Source organism: Hymenobacter sediminicola (assembly GCF_014250515.1).
Lineage (GTDB): Bacteria > Bacteroidota > Bacteroidia > Cytophagales > Hymenobacteraceae > Hymenobacter > Hymenobacter sediminicola.
On sequence record NZ_CP060202.1, the window covers coordinates 3,935,346 to 3,954,354 of the forward strand.

13 protein-coding genes are annotated in these 19,009 nt (G+C 56.0%); 5 read left to right on the forward strand and 8 right to left on the reverse strand.

The window, feature by feature from the left end; all coding sequences use genetic code 11:
- Positions 1-92: 92 nt before the first annotated feature.
- Both H4317_RS16865 and H4317_RS16870 read left to right on the forward strand, forming a co-directional pair.
- Entirely contained in the window at positions 93-2,348 is a 2,256-nt protein-coding gene (locus tag H4317_RS16865) for a TonB-dependent receptor (protein ID WP_185887722.1), read from the forward strand.
- A gap of 63 nt (positions 2,349-2,411) precedes the next feature.
- Entirely contained in the window at positions 2,412-3,257 is an 846-nt protein-coding gene (locus H4317_RS16870) for a transporter (protein ID WP_185887723.1), read from the forward strand.
- Between the two features lie 63 nt (positions 3,258-3,320).
- Here H4317_RS16870 and H4317_RS16875 read toward each other — a convergent pair whose 3' ends face one another.
- The 3 genes from H4317_RS16875 to H4317_RS16885 all read right to left on the reverse strand — a co-directional run bounded on the left by H4317_RS16875 (position 3,321) and on the right by H4317_RS16885 (position 8,878).
- On the reverse strand, positions 3,321-4,532 hold the full coding sequence (locus H4317_RS16875; protein WP_185887724.1) for a DUF1501 domain-containing protein: 1,212 nt from the start codon (positions 4,530-4,532) through the stop codon (positions 3,321-3,323).
- Between the two features lie 92 nt (positions 4,533-4,624).
- Positions 4,625-6,190, reverse strand: a complete 1,566-nt coding sequence (locus H4317_RS16880) for a DUF1800 domain-containing protein (RefSeq protein ID WP_185887725.1) — start codon at positions 6,188-6,190, stop codon at positions 4,625-4,627.
- Positions 6,191-6,262: 72 nt separating this feature from the next.
- On the reverse strand, positions 6,263-8,878 hold the full coding sequence (locus H4317_RS16885; protein ID WP_185887726.1) for a lamin tail domain-containing protein: 2,616 nt from the start codon (positions 8,876-8,878) through the stop codon (positions 6,263-6,265).
- Between the two features lie 150 nt (positions 8,879-9,028).
- Here H4317_RS16885 and H4317_RS16890 point away from each other — a divergent pair, with 150 nt between their 5' ends.
- Positions 9,029-10,027: an aspartate-semialdehyde dehydrogenase gene (locus tag H4317_RS16890; RefSeq protein ID WP_185887727.1), complete on the forward strand. Its 999-nt coding sequence runs from the start codon at positions 9,029-9,031 to the stop codon at positions 10,025-10,027.
- A gap of 29 nt (positions 10,028-10,056) precedes the next feature.
- Positions 10,057-11,169: a TonB family protein gene (locus H4317_RS16895; RefSeq protein ID WP_185887728.1), complete on the forward strand. Its 1,113-nt coding sequence runs from the start codon at positions 10,057-10,059 to the stop codon at positions 11,167-11,169.
- Positions 11,170-11,322: 153 nt separating this feature from the next.
- On the opposite strand, the gene H4317_RS16900 is transcribed toward H4317_RS16895, so the two are convergent.
- From H4317_RS16900 to dxs, 4 genes are all read right to left on the reverse strand, one after another.
- Positions 11,323-12,075: an alpha/beta fold hydrolase gene (locus H4317_RS16900; protein WP_185887729.1), complete on the reverse strand. Its 753-nt coding sequence runs from the start codon at positions 12,073-12,075 to the stop codon at positions 11,323-11,325.
- 196 nt (positions 12,076-12,271) lie between these two features.
- A complete protein-coding gene (locus tag H4317_RS16905; protein WP_185887730.1) occupies positions 12,272-13,087 on the reverse strand; it encodes a T9SS type A sorting domain-containing protein in 816 nt (271 codons plus the stop codon).
- Positions 13,088-14,269: 1,182 nt separating this feature from the next.
- On the reverse strand, positions 14,270-14,818 hold the full coding sequence (locus tag H4317_RS16910; protein WP_185887731.1) for a YceI family protein: 549 nt from the start codon (positions 14,816-14,818) through the stop codon (positions 14,270-14,272).
- A 207-nt stretch (positions 14,819-15,025) separates the two neighbouring features.
- Positions 15,026-16,969, reverse strand: a complete 1,944-nt coding sequence (dxs, locus tag H4317_RS16915) for a 1-deoxy-D-xylulose-5-phosphate synthase (protein ID WP_185887732.1) — start codon at positions 16,967-16,969, stop codon at positions 15,026-15,028.
- 323 nt (positions 16,970-17,292) lie between these two features.
- Here dxs and H4317_RS16920 point away from each other — a divergent pair, with 323 nt between their 5' ends.
- Complete coding sequence (locus tag H4317_RS16920) at positions 17,293-18,384, forward strand: lysylphosphatidylglycerol synthase transmembrane domain-containing protein (protein WP_185887733.1); 1,092 nt, start codon at positions 17,293-17,295, stop codon at positions 18,382-18,384.
- 91 nt (positions 18,385-18,475) lie between these two features.
- Here H4317_RS16920 and H4317_RS16925 read toward each other — a convergent pair whose 3' ends face one another.
- Positions 18,476-18,892: a lipocalin family protein gene (locus H4317_RS16925; protein ID WP_185887734.1), complete on the reverse strand. Its 417-nt coding sequence runs from the start codon at positions 18,890-18,892 to the stop codon at positions 18,476-18,478.
- Positions 18,893-19,009 lie beyond the last annotated feature (117 nt).

Below are 19,009 nucleotides of genomic sequence, written 5' to 3' on the forward strand. Positions count from 1 at the left end.
AACGCAGTGGCTTTTTAGTGCTGCGTTTTTTTGGAATAACGTTTTTAGGCCGTTCTAAAAAATAATTACAGCATAGCCTAAATAACTTCCTTATGAAACAGCTTTTACTTACGCTCCTGCTGATATGGAGCGCTGCTTCTGCGGGTTGGAGCCAGCCGGGAAGTATACGGGGTACAATACGGGCCGAGGGAAAAGTGGTACCGTTTGCCAGCATTGGGTTGAAAGGCACCAGCACTGGTACCACCACCGATGAGCATGGGGCTTTCAGTTTGCCAAAGCTGACTCCGGGCAACTACAGAGTGGTTGTAACGGCCATAGGGTTTCAGCCCGCTGAACGCAACGCAACTGTAGCGGCTGGGAAAGCTACTACGATGGTGGTTGTGCTTTCGGCTTCGAGCAGTGCGCTAGGCGAAGTAGTGGTGAGCGGTACCCTGGGTGAAGTCCTTAAGAGCGAGTCGCCGATAGCCGTGGAATTGTACACGCCTCGCTATTTCCAGAAGAATCCAAGCCCCTGTCTTTTTGAAAACCTAACGATGGTGAATGGCGTGCGCCCCCAGCTCAACTGCAACGTGTGCGGAACCGGCGACATTCACATCAACGGGCTGGAAGGCCCCTACACGATGGTGCTGATTGACGGAATGCCTATCGTCAGCTCGTTGAGCACGGTGTATGGGCTGAGCGGCATTCCGAGTAGCCTAGTGGACCGAGTGGAAGTGGTAAAAGGCCCCGCCTCTACGCTGTATGGCTCAGAGGCAGTGGGTGGCCTGATCAACGTCATTACAAAGAACCCAGCCAAAGCCCCGCGCTTTTCGGCCGATATCTTCGGCACCTCACACCGCGACCTAAACCTAGACCTGGGCACGGCCGCAAAAGTGGGCACCGCTTCTACCCTGCTCAGCACCAACCTATATGGCTACAACCAGCGCCGCGACGTGAACCGCGACGGTTTTACGGATGTGCCCACGCAGCACCGGGTATCGGTGTTTAACAAATGGAGCTGGCAGCGGCCCGAGCAGCGTGCGGCCAGCCTAGCCGGCCGCTACTATTACGAGGACCGGTTTGGGGGCCAACTGGGCTGGCGGCCCGAGTTCCGAGGCGGCGACAGTGTGTATGGTGAGAGTGTGTATACCAGCCGCTACGAGCTGCTGGGCCAGTACCAGTTGCCGGTGGCGAGCCAGAAACTGATGCTAAGTGGCTCGTTTAACCAGCACCGCCAAAACTCAGCCTATGGCACCACGCGCTACAACGCCACGCAACGGGTGGGCTTCAGTCAGCTGACTTGGGCTAAAAACCCAAATATTCGCCACAACCTGCTGCTGGGTGCGGCTTTTCGCTCTACCTGGTACGACGACAATACACCGGCCACCGGTAGCGAGCAGCGCAATCAACCCGACCTGATTAACCTGCCGGGCGTATTTGTACAGGACGAGTTCCGGCTCACGCCCGATGCTACCCTGCTAGCCGGTCTGCGCTACGACTACAATCCGCGGCACGGCAACATCCTGACGCCGCGCCTCAACTACAAATGGGGCACTGTGGACGGTAGCCGCGTATTTCGGGTAGGCATCGGCAATGGTTACCGGGTAGTAAACCTCTTTACGGAAGACCACGCTGCCCTCACCGGAGCCCGCCAGGTGGTAGTGCCAGAAGCGCTGCGGCCGGAACGCAGTTGGAATGCCAACATAAACTACACGCGCTTTGTCACGACCAGAGCGGGTGGCACGCTCACCTTCGATGGCAGCCTGTTCTATACTTATTTCACCAACAAAATCAGCCCCGACTACGACACCGACCCCAACCAGATTATCTACCGCAACCTCGACGGCTACGCTATTTCGCGGGGCATTTCACTGAACACTGATTTCGCCTTTTCGCGGCCTCTGAAGCTGATTGCGGGCGTTACCATAATGGATGTTTTCAGGCGCGAACGACTTGCCGAAGGTGAGGCCCTGCGGCGGGTAGCACAATTCCATGCGCCAGTATTTTCGGGCACCTACACCGCCAGCTACACTTTCACGCAACTGGGCTTGACGGTAGACTATACCGGACAGGTGAGCGGACCGATGCAGTTGCCGGTACAGCCCAACGACTTCCGTGCCAGCCGCTCGCCGTGGTTTTCGCTGCAGAATCTGCAGGCCACTAAACGGCTGGGGCCAGGCCTGGAACTGTACGGTGGGGTGAAAAACCTGCTTGACTTCCTGCCCCGCCACGCGCTGCTACGCCCCTTCGACCCGTTCGATAAAGCCGTGAGCCAGAACAACCCCAACGGCTATACTTTCGATACCAGCTACAACTTTGCGCCGCTGCAGGGCCGGCGTACGTTTCTGGGGGTGCGCTATAGTTTGTAGGTATTTCTGCCTGAACTCAACAACACCTGTCTGCACTGCGTAGGCAGCGCATTTCCCGCTCGTATGCTGCTTACCCTAACATTGGCTTTGAGCCTGGCCAGTTCGCCCACCGCTCCTGACACGCTTAAACGGGCCAGCCAAACTCGTCCGGCTGATGCGGAACAGGGACCAAAACGGCAATTGCGGCCACTCAACGCCGACCGTCCTGGCGTAACAGAGAGCCCCAACACCGTGGGGCGAGGGCGCATGCAGCTAGAAACCGACCTTGTGCGCCTTATTACCAGCAAACCTAGCCAAGAACCCCGTTCACGCGTGATGCGTCTGAATGCCTTTGCCATCCGGGCCGGCCTCACCGACCATACCGAAGTGCAGGTGTTCGTGGACCCGTACACTGTGGAAAAGCAGTGGGAAGCGGGAGAGCCGATGGAACGAAGCGCCGGCTTCGGTGACGTAGCATTGCGCGTAAAGCACAATTTTATTGGCGACGACGACGAAGCTGACGCACTGGTAGTGGCTGCCATCGGCTTTGTGCGTTTGCCCACCGGAGGGAGCCAAGGAACAGGCGGCTACGAATACGGAATACTAGTGCCGGCAACCTACAATTTTCAGCATGAATGGCATATCAGTGCCCAGGCGGCCTCGTTCTTGAGCTACGACCGGGACGCCAAGCAACATGCCGTAGAACTGGCCCCATCCGTTGCCGTTGACCACGGCTTCAACGACTGGCTGGCCGCATTTGCAGAATTCTCAACCAGCAAAAACCTGAAAACCCATCAATGGAATTCGGCGGTCAGCACGGGCCCTATATTTCATATAAGTGAGCGGGTACAACTGGATTTTGGCCGACGTTTCGCTATCAGTAGCAGTGCAGAACGAGAGTATTACGTGGGACTTGTGATAGAGCGTTGATTCAGCTTTATAGGTAGCATAAGCACAAAAGCAACGCCATTAGCTGTCCGGCAGAACTCACAATCAAACAAGTCCTTTCAGGCGCTCAAACCGGCTGCCTAGAATAGCCTGGTCGTCGGCTTCCAGCCAGTCGTGCAGGAGGGTGGCATAGAGGCTGCGGAAGTCGAGTTGGTGGCGTAGGTCTCCATCGAGCAGGTTCTGCAAATCGGGCGCGTTGTTGAGGACGCCTTTCTGCTGCAGCCCGCCGCCCACAAGCAGCACATTGTTGGCGGTACCGTGGTCGGTGCCGTTGCTGGCATTCTGGCTTACGCGGCGCCCAAACTCCGAAAATACCAGCACCAGCGTATCATCGAAGTTGCCTGCTTTCTGCAGGTCTTCGGCAAAGGAGCCCAGGCCTTCCGACAAATCACCGAGCAGCTTGCCCTGCTGCTCCTGCTGGCGCACGTGCGTATCGAAGCCGGTGAGCGAGACATAAAACACGCGCGACTCAATACCGGAATTAATCAGCTCGGCGGTGGTTTTCAGGTTGCGGCCAAATTCCGTGTTTGGGTACGTTACCACCGATTTGTAGACTTTGCTGGTCTGGTACAGATAGTCGGCTGAAGACGAGGTTTCGGCCAGTGTCTTGTACAGATAATCCAGCTCCGACACGGTTCCAGCAGGCTTCTCGTCGCTCACCTGCGCAATAAAACGGTTCTGGGTTATCTGATGAAACTTGGTCGGATTCTTCAGAGCCAAGCCTTTGCGCAGGTCGCCTTTCATGGCCAGACTCAGGGTGTCGTCCACTTCTAGTCCGTTGTACGGCACTTGGCAGGATGGGCAGTTGGAGTCGAGGTAGCGGCCCAGCCAACCCGTGCTCAGGTACTGGTCGGAGGCAGAGCCGCTTTGCCAGATGTCCATGGAGCGAAAATGCGACCGGTCGGGGTTGGGGTAGCCCACGGAGTTGAGCACAGCCACCTGCCCTTGGTCGTAGAGGCCTTTCAGCCGTGTCATGGCTGGGTTAAAGCCGAGGTCTTTATCCAGCGTCAGAATGCCGCTTTGCTCTCTGATGCCGAGCGTGGGCCGGGCTTTGTAGTACAGGTCGTTACGGTACGGAATAACGGTATTCAGCCCATCATTGCCACCGCCCAGCTGCACCACCACCAAGCGGCGGCCTCGTGCGTCGCGCAGGCTTTTAAGGCCTTGCCGGTCCAACGCGTGCAGAAATTTAGGAACGAAGAGCAGGCTGCTGGCCAGCACTGAAGTCTTAAGAAAGTCGCGGCGGGAAGTAGTCATGGAGAGAACTTAGAAATGAGAGCCCAGCACCTAGAAGTGGGGCCACGGAACAATCCGATGTTCTGCGGCCTAAATCCCGAGGTCTGTCTTAATTACATCAACTGGTATTCTGGCAGACTGAGCAGGCTCGTGACCATAGCCCGCAACCTTCCTTCGGCAGGGGCTTTGTCGGCAGCCTGCTGAATGAGAGCCAGGTTTTCGGAGCGAATCGGGACCTGCAACACAAATGCGCTGAGTTGCGCGACCTGCTTTTCCGAGGGTGTTTTGGCCAGAAGCGCCTGCACCGGCCCCAGCTTCACGGTCGTTTTCACCTGCTGCTGAAAGGTGCGGTCGGCCCGCGTCAGGTTAGGAGCTATGTCGTTTTCATCCTGCTTCAGCGCCACATTAAACTCGGCATTTTTGAGCAACACCGAGGGTAGTTGCAGCCGGTACAGCAGCGACGACGAATCTATCCAGTTGCGGCCGCCGGGCCAGCCCGCCACGTTTGGCGGCTCAAATAGCGTTTGCCCCAGGGCCTTCTGAAATACAATGAGCGGTTTGTCATCCGCGAGTTGTAGCCCCATGGTGCGCTTGATACCCGCTAGCAGCTCTACCGGCGACTTGATGCGGGTACCCACATTGGCCGGCGCATAGAACCAGTCGGCTGAGAACATCTGCTCTAGCAGAGCACTGATATCGTAGCCGCTTTTAAGAAATGTTTGTGCCAGCGGCTGAATATGCGCCGGATTAGGCGTGTCGTTCACGAAGAACCGGTAGAGCTTGGTGGTGATGTACTCGGCAGTGCGTGGCTGCTCCAGAATAATGCTTAGTACCTGCTCGCCGGTGAAGTTGCCGGTGCGCCCCAGAAAGGTCTTGCTGCCGTCGTCGTGCTGCTTCTCCCGAAACACAAAATGTCCCTGCGCATCGTAGCCCCAACCCGTGAAAGCGCGAGCCGCTTCCTTGATGTCGGTTTCGGTGTAGTTGCCGCGGCCCATTGTGAAGAGTTCCATCACCTCCCGGGCGAAGTTCTCGTTGGGCCGCTGCTTGCGGTTTTGCTGGTTATTGAGGAACTGCAGCATAGCCGGCTCCTTGCTCACGGCCAGCAGAAGATCAGAAAACTTACCCAGCGCAAGCTGCCGGATAGTGTTGTTGAGGTGCAAAGCGGCATCGGGGCGGCGCACCCGGCAGGCAAAATGGCCGTGCCAGAAGAAAGTCAGCTTTTCACGTAGCTGCGCCGGCGAAGTAGCCATCCGCTCCATCCAGCCGGTATTCATGGCGTAAAAAGCATCCCGAATACTCTGGTTCTGCAGTTTGCGCTGCTGGGCATTCATGTCTTGGCGGCGCAGCAGCGGCGGCTGAGTACGCCCCTTCGGCTGGGCGGGCAGCGCCGAGCGGCTTGGTAGCGCAGGCAGTTCCGTACCGGCAGTCATAGCCGTTTGGTCGGGGGTAGTTACCATGCCTGACTGTGGCGTGCCTGCTGCCGGAGCAACCAACCGAAACTGCGCCAGCGGCTCAGTATAGCGCATGGTTGGGCCATCGAGCAGCTCAACTTTCTCAGAGTCGCGCAGCAATTGGCGCAGGGCTTTGCGCGGCGAAAGGCCAGCGGCTATGTCTTCGGGCCGTGGCCCGAACCCGGCGCGCCAGTACAGGTGCTGCAGTTGCTGTTGCGTCGTCGTCATGGTGCTTGGACGCAATTCTGAGCTACAGGTTTAACTATGCTTCACGCCATGCAGGCGCTGCCAGAAACTCACTCAGAACCGCGCACCCAGCACCACCGTCTTTTTGTATTCTTGCTTGCCGCCGCCACTGGGCTGAAACAGCTCTATCAGTAGCACATAGTAGCCCACGGCCGCTTTCTGGCCCCGGTCGGTGAGGCCGTCCCATTGGAAAAACCCGCTGGTAGCCAATGTTTGGTTGCGAACCAGCTTGCGAGTGAGGCGGCCTTGTGCATCATATACCGTAACGCTGGCCGCATACCCGGTACCATCCAGTTGATAGTTGAGGGTGGTAAAGTCCTGCATACCATCCTCATCGGGGGTGAATACCTCGGGCTCGACACTGAACTGCTGCCCGCCGCCCGTTGCGTCTTGCTGCTGCGAGTTGCGGCGGCCCGGCGTGGCATACCCCACGCTACTGGCGGCCGAGTGGAAATTGGCAGCCGCGCTGGGCCCTTCCGCCCGAATTCGCTCCAACGACACGCCGTTTACATCATCGAGCAGCTTTAGATGCTGGTCTTTGCTGTAGCTGTAGCGGTCCAGCCGCTGGCCGCGGCCGTCGTAAACAGCCACTATACCCGCATCATCCGGGAAAGTAGGAAACGCCGGCATAGCCAGAAATGCGGCCGGGTCGGAGCTGGTCGGATACTGGCTCTGCACGATATCCGGGCGAGTTGTAAGCACTACCAGTTGCCCGGGCGCCAGCACGTAGGCTCCACTGCTTATCTGTTCAGCATCAGCGGTGCTGTCGGGCTTGATGTTGGCCAGCTGCCAGCCTTGCATATCCAGGTACTTGCCGGAGCGGTTCAGCAACTCCACGAAATCCACGGCGTTGGTGCGCGGGTTGAACAGAATTTCATTGATAACGACGTCGCCCGGCGTTGCGGCCGATGGTAGCCCAAACGAAGCAGAAGTAGCCGGTCCGGCCGCATTCCCCACACAGTCGGTGGCGCGCTGCACCGTTACGGTCAGCGCCTGGTTGGCTTGCAGAGCCGTTCCCAGCGTTAGATCTACAGTGCGAAAATCAGGCCCTGCGGGAGCAGCGCGGGTAACCGTAACGGCTGGAGTCAGGCTGTACAGAGCCGCATTAGCCGCCGCAAGACTATCGAGCTTCTCCCCAAAAAACAGCCGGACAGTAGTCGGATTCAGAGCCAATGCGCGTAGTAATACAGGCGCCGTACGGTCAGGGTTGGAGGTGCGCACGGAGTTGGCGCGGCCGGGCGTGCCGCCGCTGGCGTCGGTGCTGGCCGTCCAGTTTTCGATACCAGCGCAAGGGTTGGCAGGGTCTACCATTTCCAGGCTCCACCCTCCCTCCTTCTTACGGCTATCCTTGTACCACGTATCAGAGTAGCTGATTTCGAACAAGGTCCGCCCGTCTCGACTGCGCAACAGCAGCTGGTCACCGGCATTAGTTAGGCTCGGAAAATTACTCAGCCCGAACACCTTGCCGTACGCAGCAAATTGCGGCACCCGAGTGCTGCCGCACACCACCGCGTATTCGCCGGGCAGCAGCGTGGCGCCGGCCGGGAATACTGCCGGGTTGCCGGTCTGGCCCGGTTTCAGGAGTCGCACGCCCGCCAGGTCCAGCACCGCCGTAGCCGATGGATTATGAATTTCCAGATACTCTGAGGACGGCAAGCCCACAACCGGCGTTTCGTCCGCGAATATTTCGGTGATAAGTACTTGGTTGATGGTTGGTGCTACTGCCGTACCAGTATAAGTAAAGCTGATAGCCAAGGGACCAGTGGCGGTATTGCTGTAGAGGTCGGAGATGTTGCGGGCCTCTATGGTATTGGGACCCAGCGGCAACGCGGCGGCCAGCGTCAGGTGCACGAGGGCCGGGTCGGTGGCGTCGCGCTGCGCGGCCGTAACGGCCGGCGCGCCGGTAGCTGTCAGGCGGTAGTTGGCCGCAACCTGGGCAGCGGCTACGGGCTCATTGAAAGTTACGTCCAACTGCTGCGCGCCCGCAACACCGGCACTTAGTAGTCGGGGCGCCGCAGAATCCTGCACCCGAAAATCATCGAAATAGAACGCCCTGTTGTTGGCGGCCGAATACGTGAGGTACACCCCGAAATAAAACCCGCGCTGGTAGGTAGCATCAGAGGCGCTGCCTTCGCTGGTATAGGTAGTGCCGCCCGTCAGGTCGCGCTCTAGGGTCCATACGTCAGTAGCCGAACGGCTTACGCGCACCCGCACCAGGTTGTTGGTGAGCGAGCTGAGAGTGGCATCAGCCCCATTTACGACGTAGACTGGGCTGCCGGTGGCATCCTTACGGAACAGGGACACCTCGTCGGGAGTGCCGCCAAGACGTACGAAATAGCCACGGTTACCAGTTGCTTTCAAATCTGCCTGCTCCGATACCAGCCACACATCGGCGTAGTTGCCACTGCTGGTAGCTAGGCGCAGATTGGCCCAGAATTCCCATACAGTGCCACCTGTAGCGGCTTGGCAAGGCGTCACGAGTTGAAGTTGGGTGCCGGTAGTGGCCGAGCCGTCGCTTTGCAGTTGCTGGCTCGTAACCTGAAAAGAGGTAGCGTCGCCGGTCCAAGAGGGATTTTGGGTAAATTCTCCATCGGCAAAGGTTTCGGTCAGCTGAGCCGTAGCGGCCAAAGGGAGCAACACCGCTAGTAGCGGCAGCATTAGTTTCTTCACGGAGATAAGCAACTACAAATGAGTCCGCACGGCCTAGACGAAGGCAAGTCGCGCAGTGTTAAATAATGCGAAGAGAAATATAGAAAACATTCTATTCCGTACCAAACCCTCATCTTTTCCCGAACTTTGTCTTTCTAAACACGCAATTCCATGAAAGTAGCCGTAGTAGGTGCCACCGGCTTGGTCGGGGGCGAAATGCTGAAAGTATTGGCCGAGCGCAACTTCCCGGTCACCGAACTTCTGCCCGTAGCGTCCGCCAAATCGGTAGGACAGGAAATTGAATTTCAGGGCAGAAAGTACAAGGTTGTGAGTATGGATGACGCCATTGTGGCGCGCCCGGCCGTGGCCATTTTCTCGGCCGGCGGCTCCATTTCCAAAGAGCAGGCGCCGCGCTTTGCCGAAGTAGGCACTGTAGTTATCGATAACTCCTCGGCTTGGCGCATGGACCCCACCAAGAAGTTGGTGGTGCCCGAAATCAACGCCAAAGAGCTGACTGCCGACGATAAAATCATTGCCAACCCCAATTGCTCCACCATTCAGATGGTGGTGGCGCTTAACAAGCTGCACGAGCGGTATAAGGTGGAGCGTATTGTAGTAAGCACCTACCAAAGCGTGACGGGCACCGGCAAGCAAGCCGTAGACCAGCTGCAGGCAGAGCGTGCCGGCCAGACGCCCAGCAACCCCGCCTACCCGCACCGTATCGACCTGAACGTGCTTCCCCACATCGACGTGTTCGAGGACAACGGCTACACCAAGGAGGAAATGAAGATGGTGAAGGAAACGAAGAAAATCTTCGGCGACGACTCCATCCGTGTTACGGCTACTACCGTGCGTATTCCGGTCATGGGTGGCCACTCGGAGGCGGTGAATGTGGAATTTGCCCAGGAATTCGACCTCGACGAAGTGCGCGAAATTCTGCGTCAGACGGAAGGTGTGGAAGTGGTGGATGACGTGAAAAACAACGTGTACCCAATGCCTAAAGACGCCCACGGCAAAGACGCCGTACTTGTTGGCCGCCTCCGCCGCGACGAAACCCAGCCGCGCACCCTCAACATGTGGGTGGTGGCCGACAACCTGCGCAAAGGGGCTGCTACCAACGCCGTACAGATTGCCGAAACCATGCTAAAAATGGGCCTGCTGACAGCCTAAGTCTTTCTATTACGCCCTTATCCGTGGTTATGCATTCGTATTTCCGGCCGCTCCTACTGGGTAGCTTGCTGTTTATTTCTGGTCACACCATTCAGGCCCAGACGCAGGGGCCCATCGAAGACAAAGTATTCAGCTATGTTGAAAAGATGCCGGAGTTTCCCGGTGGTCAGCAAGCATTGTTTCGCACGCTGAGCCAGACGGTACAGTATCCAGAGGAAGCCATAGCGAAGCAACTTGAAGGCCGCGTGCTCGTCAGCTTTGTGGTAGCCTCCACCGGACAGGTGCAGCAGGTGAAACTGGCGCGGGGCCTCGATCCGCTGCTTGATGCCGAGGCACTCCGGGCGGTGGCGGCGCTGCCGGCTTTTATCCCGGGCAAGCAGGCAGGCAAAGCTGTTGCTGTTGCCTACACGCTGCCCATCGTATTTAAGCTACCTCTCGCAACAGAGGCGCCGGCCACGCCAGCCGGTTCACGCCCTGTTGCAGAAGCCCACGCCCCGCATCCGGTAGGCGGCCAAGAGGCCTTGGAGGCTTATTTGCGTACCGCTTCCTTTCCCGGCGCAGCCCGGCAGGCCAACTTCTCTGGGGTAGTCTTCGTGGCTATCAAAGTCGATTCGCTGGGCGCACTTACGTCGGCGAAGGCACAGCCCGGCCCGATGGCCAAAGAGCAGCTCAAGCGCCTGAAACCGGAACTACTAGCTGCTGCCGAAGACTTGCTCAGCAACGGGCCCGCCTGGGCTCCGGCTCTCAAGAAAGGCCAGCCGAGGCGTGGCGGCCACTTGGTTCCATTGGTCTTCGATGCATCGGCCGGTACGGTCAGCCTCTATCCGCGTGTGCGCCTGTTTCCCGATGAGCCACCTACGACCGAAGGGGGCCCGCAGGCACTGTCGAATTTTATTGGACGAAACGTGAAGTATCCTTCCGCCGCTTTGCGCAGCCGAACCAGCGGTACCGTTAAAATTTTCTTTGAAGTGAGTGAGCAGGGGCGCGCTGAAAACCCGCTGGTGCTACAGTCCGTTGCGCCGGCGCTGGACGAAGAGGCACTACGGGTTATTGCTCTGCTACCTCCGATATTTCCAGCTCTGGAAAAGGGCAAGCCCGTGCGGACCTTCTTCGTGGTTCCCGTTACATACCGTATGCGGTAGTGGAGCTCATCGCACCTTGAGCAAACGAGTAATCGTGGTATCCACACGCCTGATGACATCTGGGTAACAGGCATAAACTCTTTATACAGCACAACGCCCTGAAGTATGTACTTCAGGGCGTTGTGCTGTATGCATGAAGATGGGTTGCTCTACTTACTTAAATATCCCACCCGCAAAGTCTACCACGGCGCGGCGCGTCAGCTCCGGCTCCTCGAAGTAGCCTAAGTGCCCAACGTCGCTTAGGAGTAAGGCGTGGCTTTGGGCCGGCAAGGAAAGTTGCGGTAGTAGGCTCTCGGTCGGCACGGCCACATCGTCTTTGCCCGCAATAAACAGGACCGGAAAGCGGGCATCCTGCAGCACCTTGGTACGGTCAGGGCGGTTTTTCATAGCCTCCAGCGCACCCAACACGGTGGCTTCGGGTGTGGTCTTGCCAATTTCTTCCAGAAACTCGCGCTGCTCCAGCATACACTCCCGGTTGGCAGGCGCAAACAGTGGCCGAATAAACGATTCCATGAACTTCTCGACGCCGTGGCGGCGCACAAAATCCATGTTCTTGTCGCGGTTGGCCTTTTTCTCGCTAGTATCAGGCAGGGCAGTGCTATGGAACAGCACAAGGCCAGCCACCATTTCGGGATAACGCTCGGCGAAGGCAAGTGCCACGTAGCCCCCCATACTGTGGCACACCAGTAAAGCTTGATCCACATTCTTCTGTCGAAGCTGCTCAGCCACATAGCGGGCCTGAGCCTCCATGGTATAGTCCCGAATGTCGTGTACGTTGGTACCATGGCCGGGCAGGTTCAGCGTCAGCAGGCGGTAGCCGTCGGGAAAGTCGCGGGTGAATTCAGTCCAGACTTCGCGGGATTCGGCAAAGCCGTGGAGGAACAGAATGGTAGGCTGAGAAGACATAAAGCAAAAAGTGAGGGCGCGATTCAACGCTGATTCAGCCCCCAAGTACGTAGATTCATAGGACTCCGCTGGCGCCTAAACCGGTGGCACTGTCCGTTTAGTCCAGAAACCTACGCTTCCAATCCAGCCACCAATACCGACAACAGCCAGCCTGGAGTAGGCTGGCTGTTGTCGGTATTCTCCTGAAATGCCTCGTTTATCTGTGATTGAGCTGAATAATCTGCTCGCTTGTGGCCTGCACTACCCGCAGGAAATAGAGGCCCCGCGGTAGGTCTGCTACTTCCGGCAGATTTATTTCCTGTGAGCCACTCCCGAGTTCAAGTTTCTTCCGGAATACCTGCCGGCCAGTGCCATCCAGCATTTCAATAGTTGCCGGTCCGGCCACACTAGTCGTTACTACTACGCGGACTGCCTGCTGAAACGGGTTAGGATAAGCTTCAACACTGAGGCCTTTGCCCGTGCCTTTCAACACCTTCACAGAAGAAGTGTAGACCTCACCGGAGGCATCGTGCTGTACTAACCGATAATATAGAACCCCAGTTTTGCTGCGGCTACGTTCGGTGTCCGTGAACGAGTAATTAGTGCGGGCTGTGGTATTGCCTTGGCCAAGCTGCTTATGGATGGCAGTGAAGTTCGTACCATTGAGACTAAGCTCTACCATAAAATGACTGTTATCATTTTCTGAAGCTGTGACCCAGGCTAGGTGCGGCTGCTCCCCCTGCCACACCGCCGTGAAGCTTACCAGCTCAACTGGCAATGGGTTCGGAGTACCGATGTACAGGGTAGTATTGGCAGAATTACAGGTCAGAGCGGAATTGACGGCAGCAGCAGTGTAGGTGGTTTCAGCCGTCGGATTCACGACAATCTGGTTGCCAGCAGCACCTAGCGTGGTTGTTACCCCATTGGATGTTTCTGTCCACACGTATTGCCCGCTGGTACTGCCCTGCGCTGTCAGAGTCACGTACTGGCCCGGCATGATATAGTTGTCAGCGTCGCTGGAGGAAATTGACACTGGAGTGGCAATGTTGATTCTCTGCGTCACGTTGCCGCTACCACAGGTAGGGATATTCGTTTCTACTGTGTAATACGTAGAATTTCTAGCCACAACCGTCAGCGTACCTTCTGTATTAGCATCAATTCTAACACCCGCTGCATCCCGAAAAGTGTAGATCGTATTGGCTGGTGCACCCGTAGCAGTCAGGGTTACTGTAGTGCCAGGGCACACAGTAGACGTTACCGGCGCACCACCCTGCAGCGCAGCAGTAAGGTTTAGCGTGGGCGTGAGATTGACATCGATTGTTGCCAGCTTATTATTCCCGCAATCAATAGTGTGAAAGAAACGAAATTGTGTAGCTCCGGAGGATCCAACCGGTAGCGTGAACGTGTAGCTCTGTCCAGGCAGCGTGGATATGGTTCGGATAACCGAGCCTGTCGTAACACTTCTTATTTCCAGGGTTCCGGCAGCAGTATTGCTAGCTTCCGTCAGTGTAAACGTGGCGTTGCCGCTACCATCCGGGCAGTAGGTAGCATTGCCTGTAGCATTGCCATTCGTGTAATCCTGAGCAGTTGCGCTACCCGGATAGAGAATGGAAAATTGCCCTGAGCATGCCCAAACAGAGTGGGAAAACCCAGCAAGCAGAAGTACCAAACCCAAAAGCTTTTTGTACACAGTTTGCATAGTCACTTGGTTGTAGTGAAGTGTGATTTGTCTTAGAATGAGAAATAGCAATCCACAACGGCCGACTTAGAGCAGTGTCGCCCTGTTAGGCTGCATTATTTCACCCCTTAGTGCCGAGTCGAGTTTGCCTGACAAATTGTAGAAAGAGACGCCAACCACCTACTTCCCACCAATAGCATTTCTTCACTCAGTACCACCCTGCAATGTACATTTTCCTTCTTAACAAATAGTATTATATATAATTATCATTGCAAGTAACTAATAATCAACACATAAACTCACATATATCGAAAGTCAACTAGAACTGATTGTTTTTATTTGTTCATATATATATGATATCATATTATTGCACCTTGATTTGCATAATCCAAGTACAGCATTTAGGGAACACCCCCACTTGTGTAATGCACTGGGAGCTTAACCCAGGTTGGGAAGAACCCTGAAGTTGCAGAATATAAAAAGGGGAGGCGGCCTTTCTGGCCGCCTCCCCTTTTTATATTCTGCAACTCGTTTTACTTAAACAGCAGCTTGCTCGGTCTGCTTCACGAACTGTACGCTGGCCGACAGCTTTACGTCCTCACTCACCACGATGGAACCGGCTTCGGTTACGCCGCTCCAAGTCAGGCCGAAATCTTTGCGGTTAATTTTGCCAGTCACATCAAAGCCGGCTTTCTGGTTGCCATAAAAGTCGCCGGCCTGGCCACCATACTCCACATCGAACGTTACGGGCTTCGTGACACCGTGCAGGGTCAGGTCGCCGGTAAGCTTGTATTCGCCTTCGCTTTCTTTCACAAAGGAAGTCGAAACGAACGTCAGCTCGGGATGGGTAGCAGCATCGAAGAAATCAGCGCTTTTCAAATGCTCGTCGCGCTGCGCCTGGTTGGTGTCAATGCTGTCGATTTTGGCCGAGAAGCGCACTTGAGCATTTTCAAACGAGTCACCTTCGGTAGTAGCGGTGCCTTCAAACTGCTTGAATGAGCCCGTTACCGTCGAGATAACCAAGTGCTTCACTTTGAACTGTACTTCGGAGTGCGTGGGGTCAAGTACCCAGGAGGTAGTAGCCATGATGGTAAGTGGTTGATGTTGGAGACAATTCAATAGACTCAGTCTGCTTTCGACAGCACTAAATCTATGTCAAATGTAGCAACATTATTTCAATCAATGTACATACATGAATAAATATTTTCTTATGGATCATGACCAATATGTAGGAACAGCAAAGCCGGAACTACTGCTCCGGCTTCACGAAAACATATAATAAGTTTGGTTTTACTATAACAGCACCGTTTCTACCGGAGCCTGAGCAACTACCTTTCCGGCCATTTCGCGCAGGGCGGCGGCAATACCGTCAGCGTCGAAGCCGCACTCTTTGTAGAGCTCGTCCTGGGTGCCGTGCTCCACAATGCGGTCCGGGATGCCTAGGCGGCGCACCGGAACAGCATAGCCATGGTCGGCAAGAAACTCCAGTACTGCCGCGCCGAAGCCCCCCTGCAGGCAGCCGTCTTCTACGGTCACAATAGCCTTGTACTGGCGGGCAATATTATGGAGCATTTCCTCGTCCAGGGGCTTGCAGAAGCGCATGTCGTAGTGGCCCGGATTGAGGCCTTCGGCTCGCAGTTTATCAGTAGCTTTTACAGCGTAGTTGCCGATGTGACCGATACTGAGCACGGCCACGCCTTCACCTTCGCGTACTACGCGGCCCGTGCCCACAGTAATTTTTTTCAGCGGTTTGCGCCATTCCGGCATCACACCTTCACCACGTGGGTAGCGGATGCTGAACGGACCGGCGTTTTCGGGCAAGGTAGCCGTGTACATCAGGTTGCGCAGCTCCTCCTCGTTCATCGGGGCCGACACCACCATATTGGGGATGCAGCGCATGTAGGCCAGGTCGTAGCAGCCGTGGTGGGTGGGGCCGTCGGCACCAGCGAAACCAGCACGGTCGAGGCAGAACACTACGTGCAGGTTCTGCAACGCTACATCGTGCAGCACCTGGTCGTAGGCACGCTGCATGAACGAGGAATAGATATTGCAAAACGGTACCAAACCCTGTGTGGCGAGGCCAGCCGAGAAGGTAACGGCGTGCTGCTCGGCAATGCCCACATCGAAGGCACGGTCGGGCATGGCCTTCATCATGATGTTGAGCGAGCAGCCCGAGGGCATAGCCGGCGTCACGCCCATGACTTTGTCGTTCTGCTCGGCCAGCTCCACGATGGTGTGCCCGAACACGTCCTGGTATTTGGGTGGCTGGGGTTTCTCGTAGGTTTTGGTATGGATTTCACCTGTCACCTTATCGAACAAACCAGGGGCATGCCAGAGCGTCTGATCCTTTTCAGCCAGCGCGTAGCCTTTGCCCTTCACCGTCACGCAGTGCAGGATTTTGGGGCCCGGAATGCTTTTCAGGTCATTGAGGATAGTAGCGAGGTGCTGGACATCATGGCCATCCACGGGGCCAAAATAGCGGAAGTTCAGTGCCTCAAACAGGTTGCTCTGCTTGAGCAGGGTCGCCTTCATAGCCGACTCTACTTTGCGGGCAATCTGCTGAGGATTGGGGCCAAACTTACTAAGCTTGCCCAGTACATTCCACAGTTCGTCGCGCACCTTGTTGTAGGTGCGGGAGGTCGTAATATCGGTGAGGTATTCCTTGAGTGCGCCCACATTGGGGTCGATACTCATGCAGTTGTCGTTGAGAATCACCAGCAGGTTGGACTTCTCCACTCCAGCGTGGTTTAGCGCCTCAAACGCCATTCCGGCCGTCATAGCACCGTCACCAATCACAGCAATATGCTGGCGGTCGAATTCCTTCTTGTAGTCAGAAGCAACGGCCATGCCCAGCGCTGCTCCAATGCTGGTAGAGCTATGGCCAACGCCAAAGGCATCGTACTCACTTTCGCTACGCTTGGGAAAGCCCGACATGCCGTGGTAGCGGCGGTTCGTCGGGAACCGGTCGCGGCGGCCCGTAAGGATTTTATGACCGTAGGCTTGGTGGCCCACATCCCACACCAGCTGGTCGTAGGGCGTATTGAAGACATAATGCAATGCAACGGTCAGCTCTACTACGCCCAGCGAGGCGCCGAAATGGCCTCCGTAGATCGAAACCGAATCAATAATGAACTGACGAAGCTCCTGGCTTACCTGCACCAGTTGGTCCTGGCTGAGCTTTTTCAGGTCGGCAGGTGAGTTTATAGCTGCCAGCAATTCACCGGGTTCGACGATCATAAAATGGAAGGAGGCAAGTGGGAATAAGTAGCGGGGCAACAGGCGAGTAGCCCAAAAGGTTAGGACTCTGCTGGGAAAGTACGCGCGCTATAGAGCAAAGGTACGATTTTTCCTGCCTGTCGGTTGGAACGTGAGGGCCATAGAACTACGGCATTTTTATGCTGCTTATTGATGCGTAGAAGGTAGGCAATGGCAACGTATAAACAGAAATTTTTACGGCTCTATAAGTATTTCCAAGCCTGTGTAATGGCTGTGTAAACTATGCACGTGCTGTTCTGCCCTGCCAGAAAATGTACCTTTGTCTCCTCACCTGCCTCCTGCTCATGCCCCAGCCCGCCCCCGTCGACGAACAAGCTCAGGACCAGCAACTACTCGACCGGCTTCGGCCTTCGCGCATCATTCTGCCGGTTCTGATTGGGTTGAGCGTGGTGGGGTTTATGTTCTGGCGTAGCTACAAGCCCGGCGACCTGGCTCCGCTCGCCAATGCCAAGCCCCTGTGGCTGCTTTTGATGCTGGTGGTACTAGTAGCCCGCGATGCCGGCTATGTGTACCGAATTCGGTATCTGACGGAGAAAGTGCTGAGCTGGCGGGCTTCGCTGGACGTCATTATGCTTTGGGAGTTTTCGTCGTGTGTGCTGCCTTCGGCGGTGGGTGGAACGGCTGTAGCGCCAGTACTGCTGCACAAAGAAGGTATTCCACTGGGCAAATCGGTGGCCTACATAATGGCTACGGCCATGCTCGACAACCTGTACTATGTGCTGGCGGTGCCGCTGGTAGTGCTCATTGGAGGCGACGCATTGTATCCGCATGAGGCGCTGCAGGGCGGCCTGATTGCTACGCTGCGTATTGGCTTTATCCTGAGCTACGTATTCGTGACGGTGTATGCAGGGCTGATGCTGTACGCTATTTTCATCAATCCCCGGTCTGTGAAACGGCTACTGATCCGCCTGTTTTCTATGCGGGGGCTGCGGCGGTGGCGCGGCAAAGCGTACAAACTCGGCAACGAACTGATTCTGGCATCGGTGCAGCTGCGTGGCAATGGCCTAGCCTATTGGCTGCGAGCCTCGCTCAGCACCGCCTTCGTCTGGACGGCGCGCTACTTAGTTATCGGCTGCCTGATTGCGGCATTTATTGATGTGTCATGGCCGGAGTTCTGGCTGATTTTTGGGCGGAATCTTACTTACAAAGTTATTCTGCTGATTGCCATTACGCCGGGTGGCGCAGGCATTGCGGAAGGCGCCTTCCCCACATTCTTCGGCAAGTTCATCGGCACTCCCACCATGACGAACTTCATGGTATTGCTCTACCGCATTGTCACTTACTACCTCTACCTCGTGCTGGGTGCCATCTTCCTTCCACGCTGGATTACGCGTATTTTCGGCAAACCAGAAGCGGAGAAGGTCATGTCATCCTAGACGATATAGCCACTACTATCAAACAGAAGAAAGCCCTTTCACATTGCGTGAAAGGGCTTTCTTCTGTTTTCAGACTGTTTCTGGAGCAGCGCTATTCCTTCTCTAAACGCAGTTCAGCTCCGGCACCGCTTTTCAGCGTCAGCTTGTCATCAGTCAGCGTCACGACGTCGAAGGTGTTGCTTTGGGCAGCGCCATCGGGAGTCATGGTGATTTTCTTACCAGCTTGGTCGAAATCATACTTGCCGTTAACAGCTCCGGCAGGTGAGGTCATGTTGTACTGGCCGTTAGCGAAGAAAGTAATCCGCTCGTCTTCCTGCGCGTCGGTCTGCTTCACTTTGTCGCCGGTAGCATCCAGTTCCTTATCGGTCTTCCATACTTTGCTGGTAGTACCGTACAGCATATTTACTCCTTCTACTTTCCCTTCTTTGCTTCCACAGGAAGCCGTGAAGAGCGAAACCAGCACGAGCAGGCTGGCCAGGTAGCGGAACGGATGGGAGAGGGTTTTCATACGTTTCTTGATGGTTGGTTGGGAGATGAGTACTGCTCTTGATGCACGCGCCAAGCACTGGCTGGCATTGTAGCAGTTGTTGGGCTTCTTACGGCAGCAACCCGCAAGTTGTTCAAT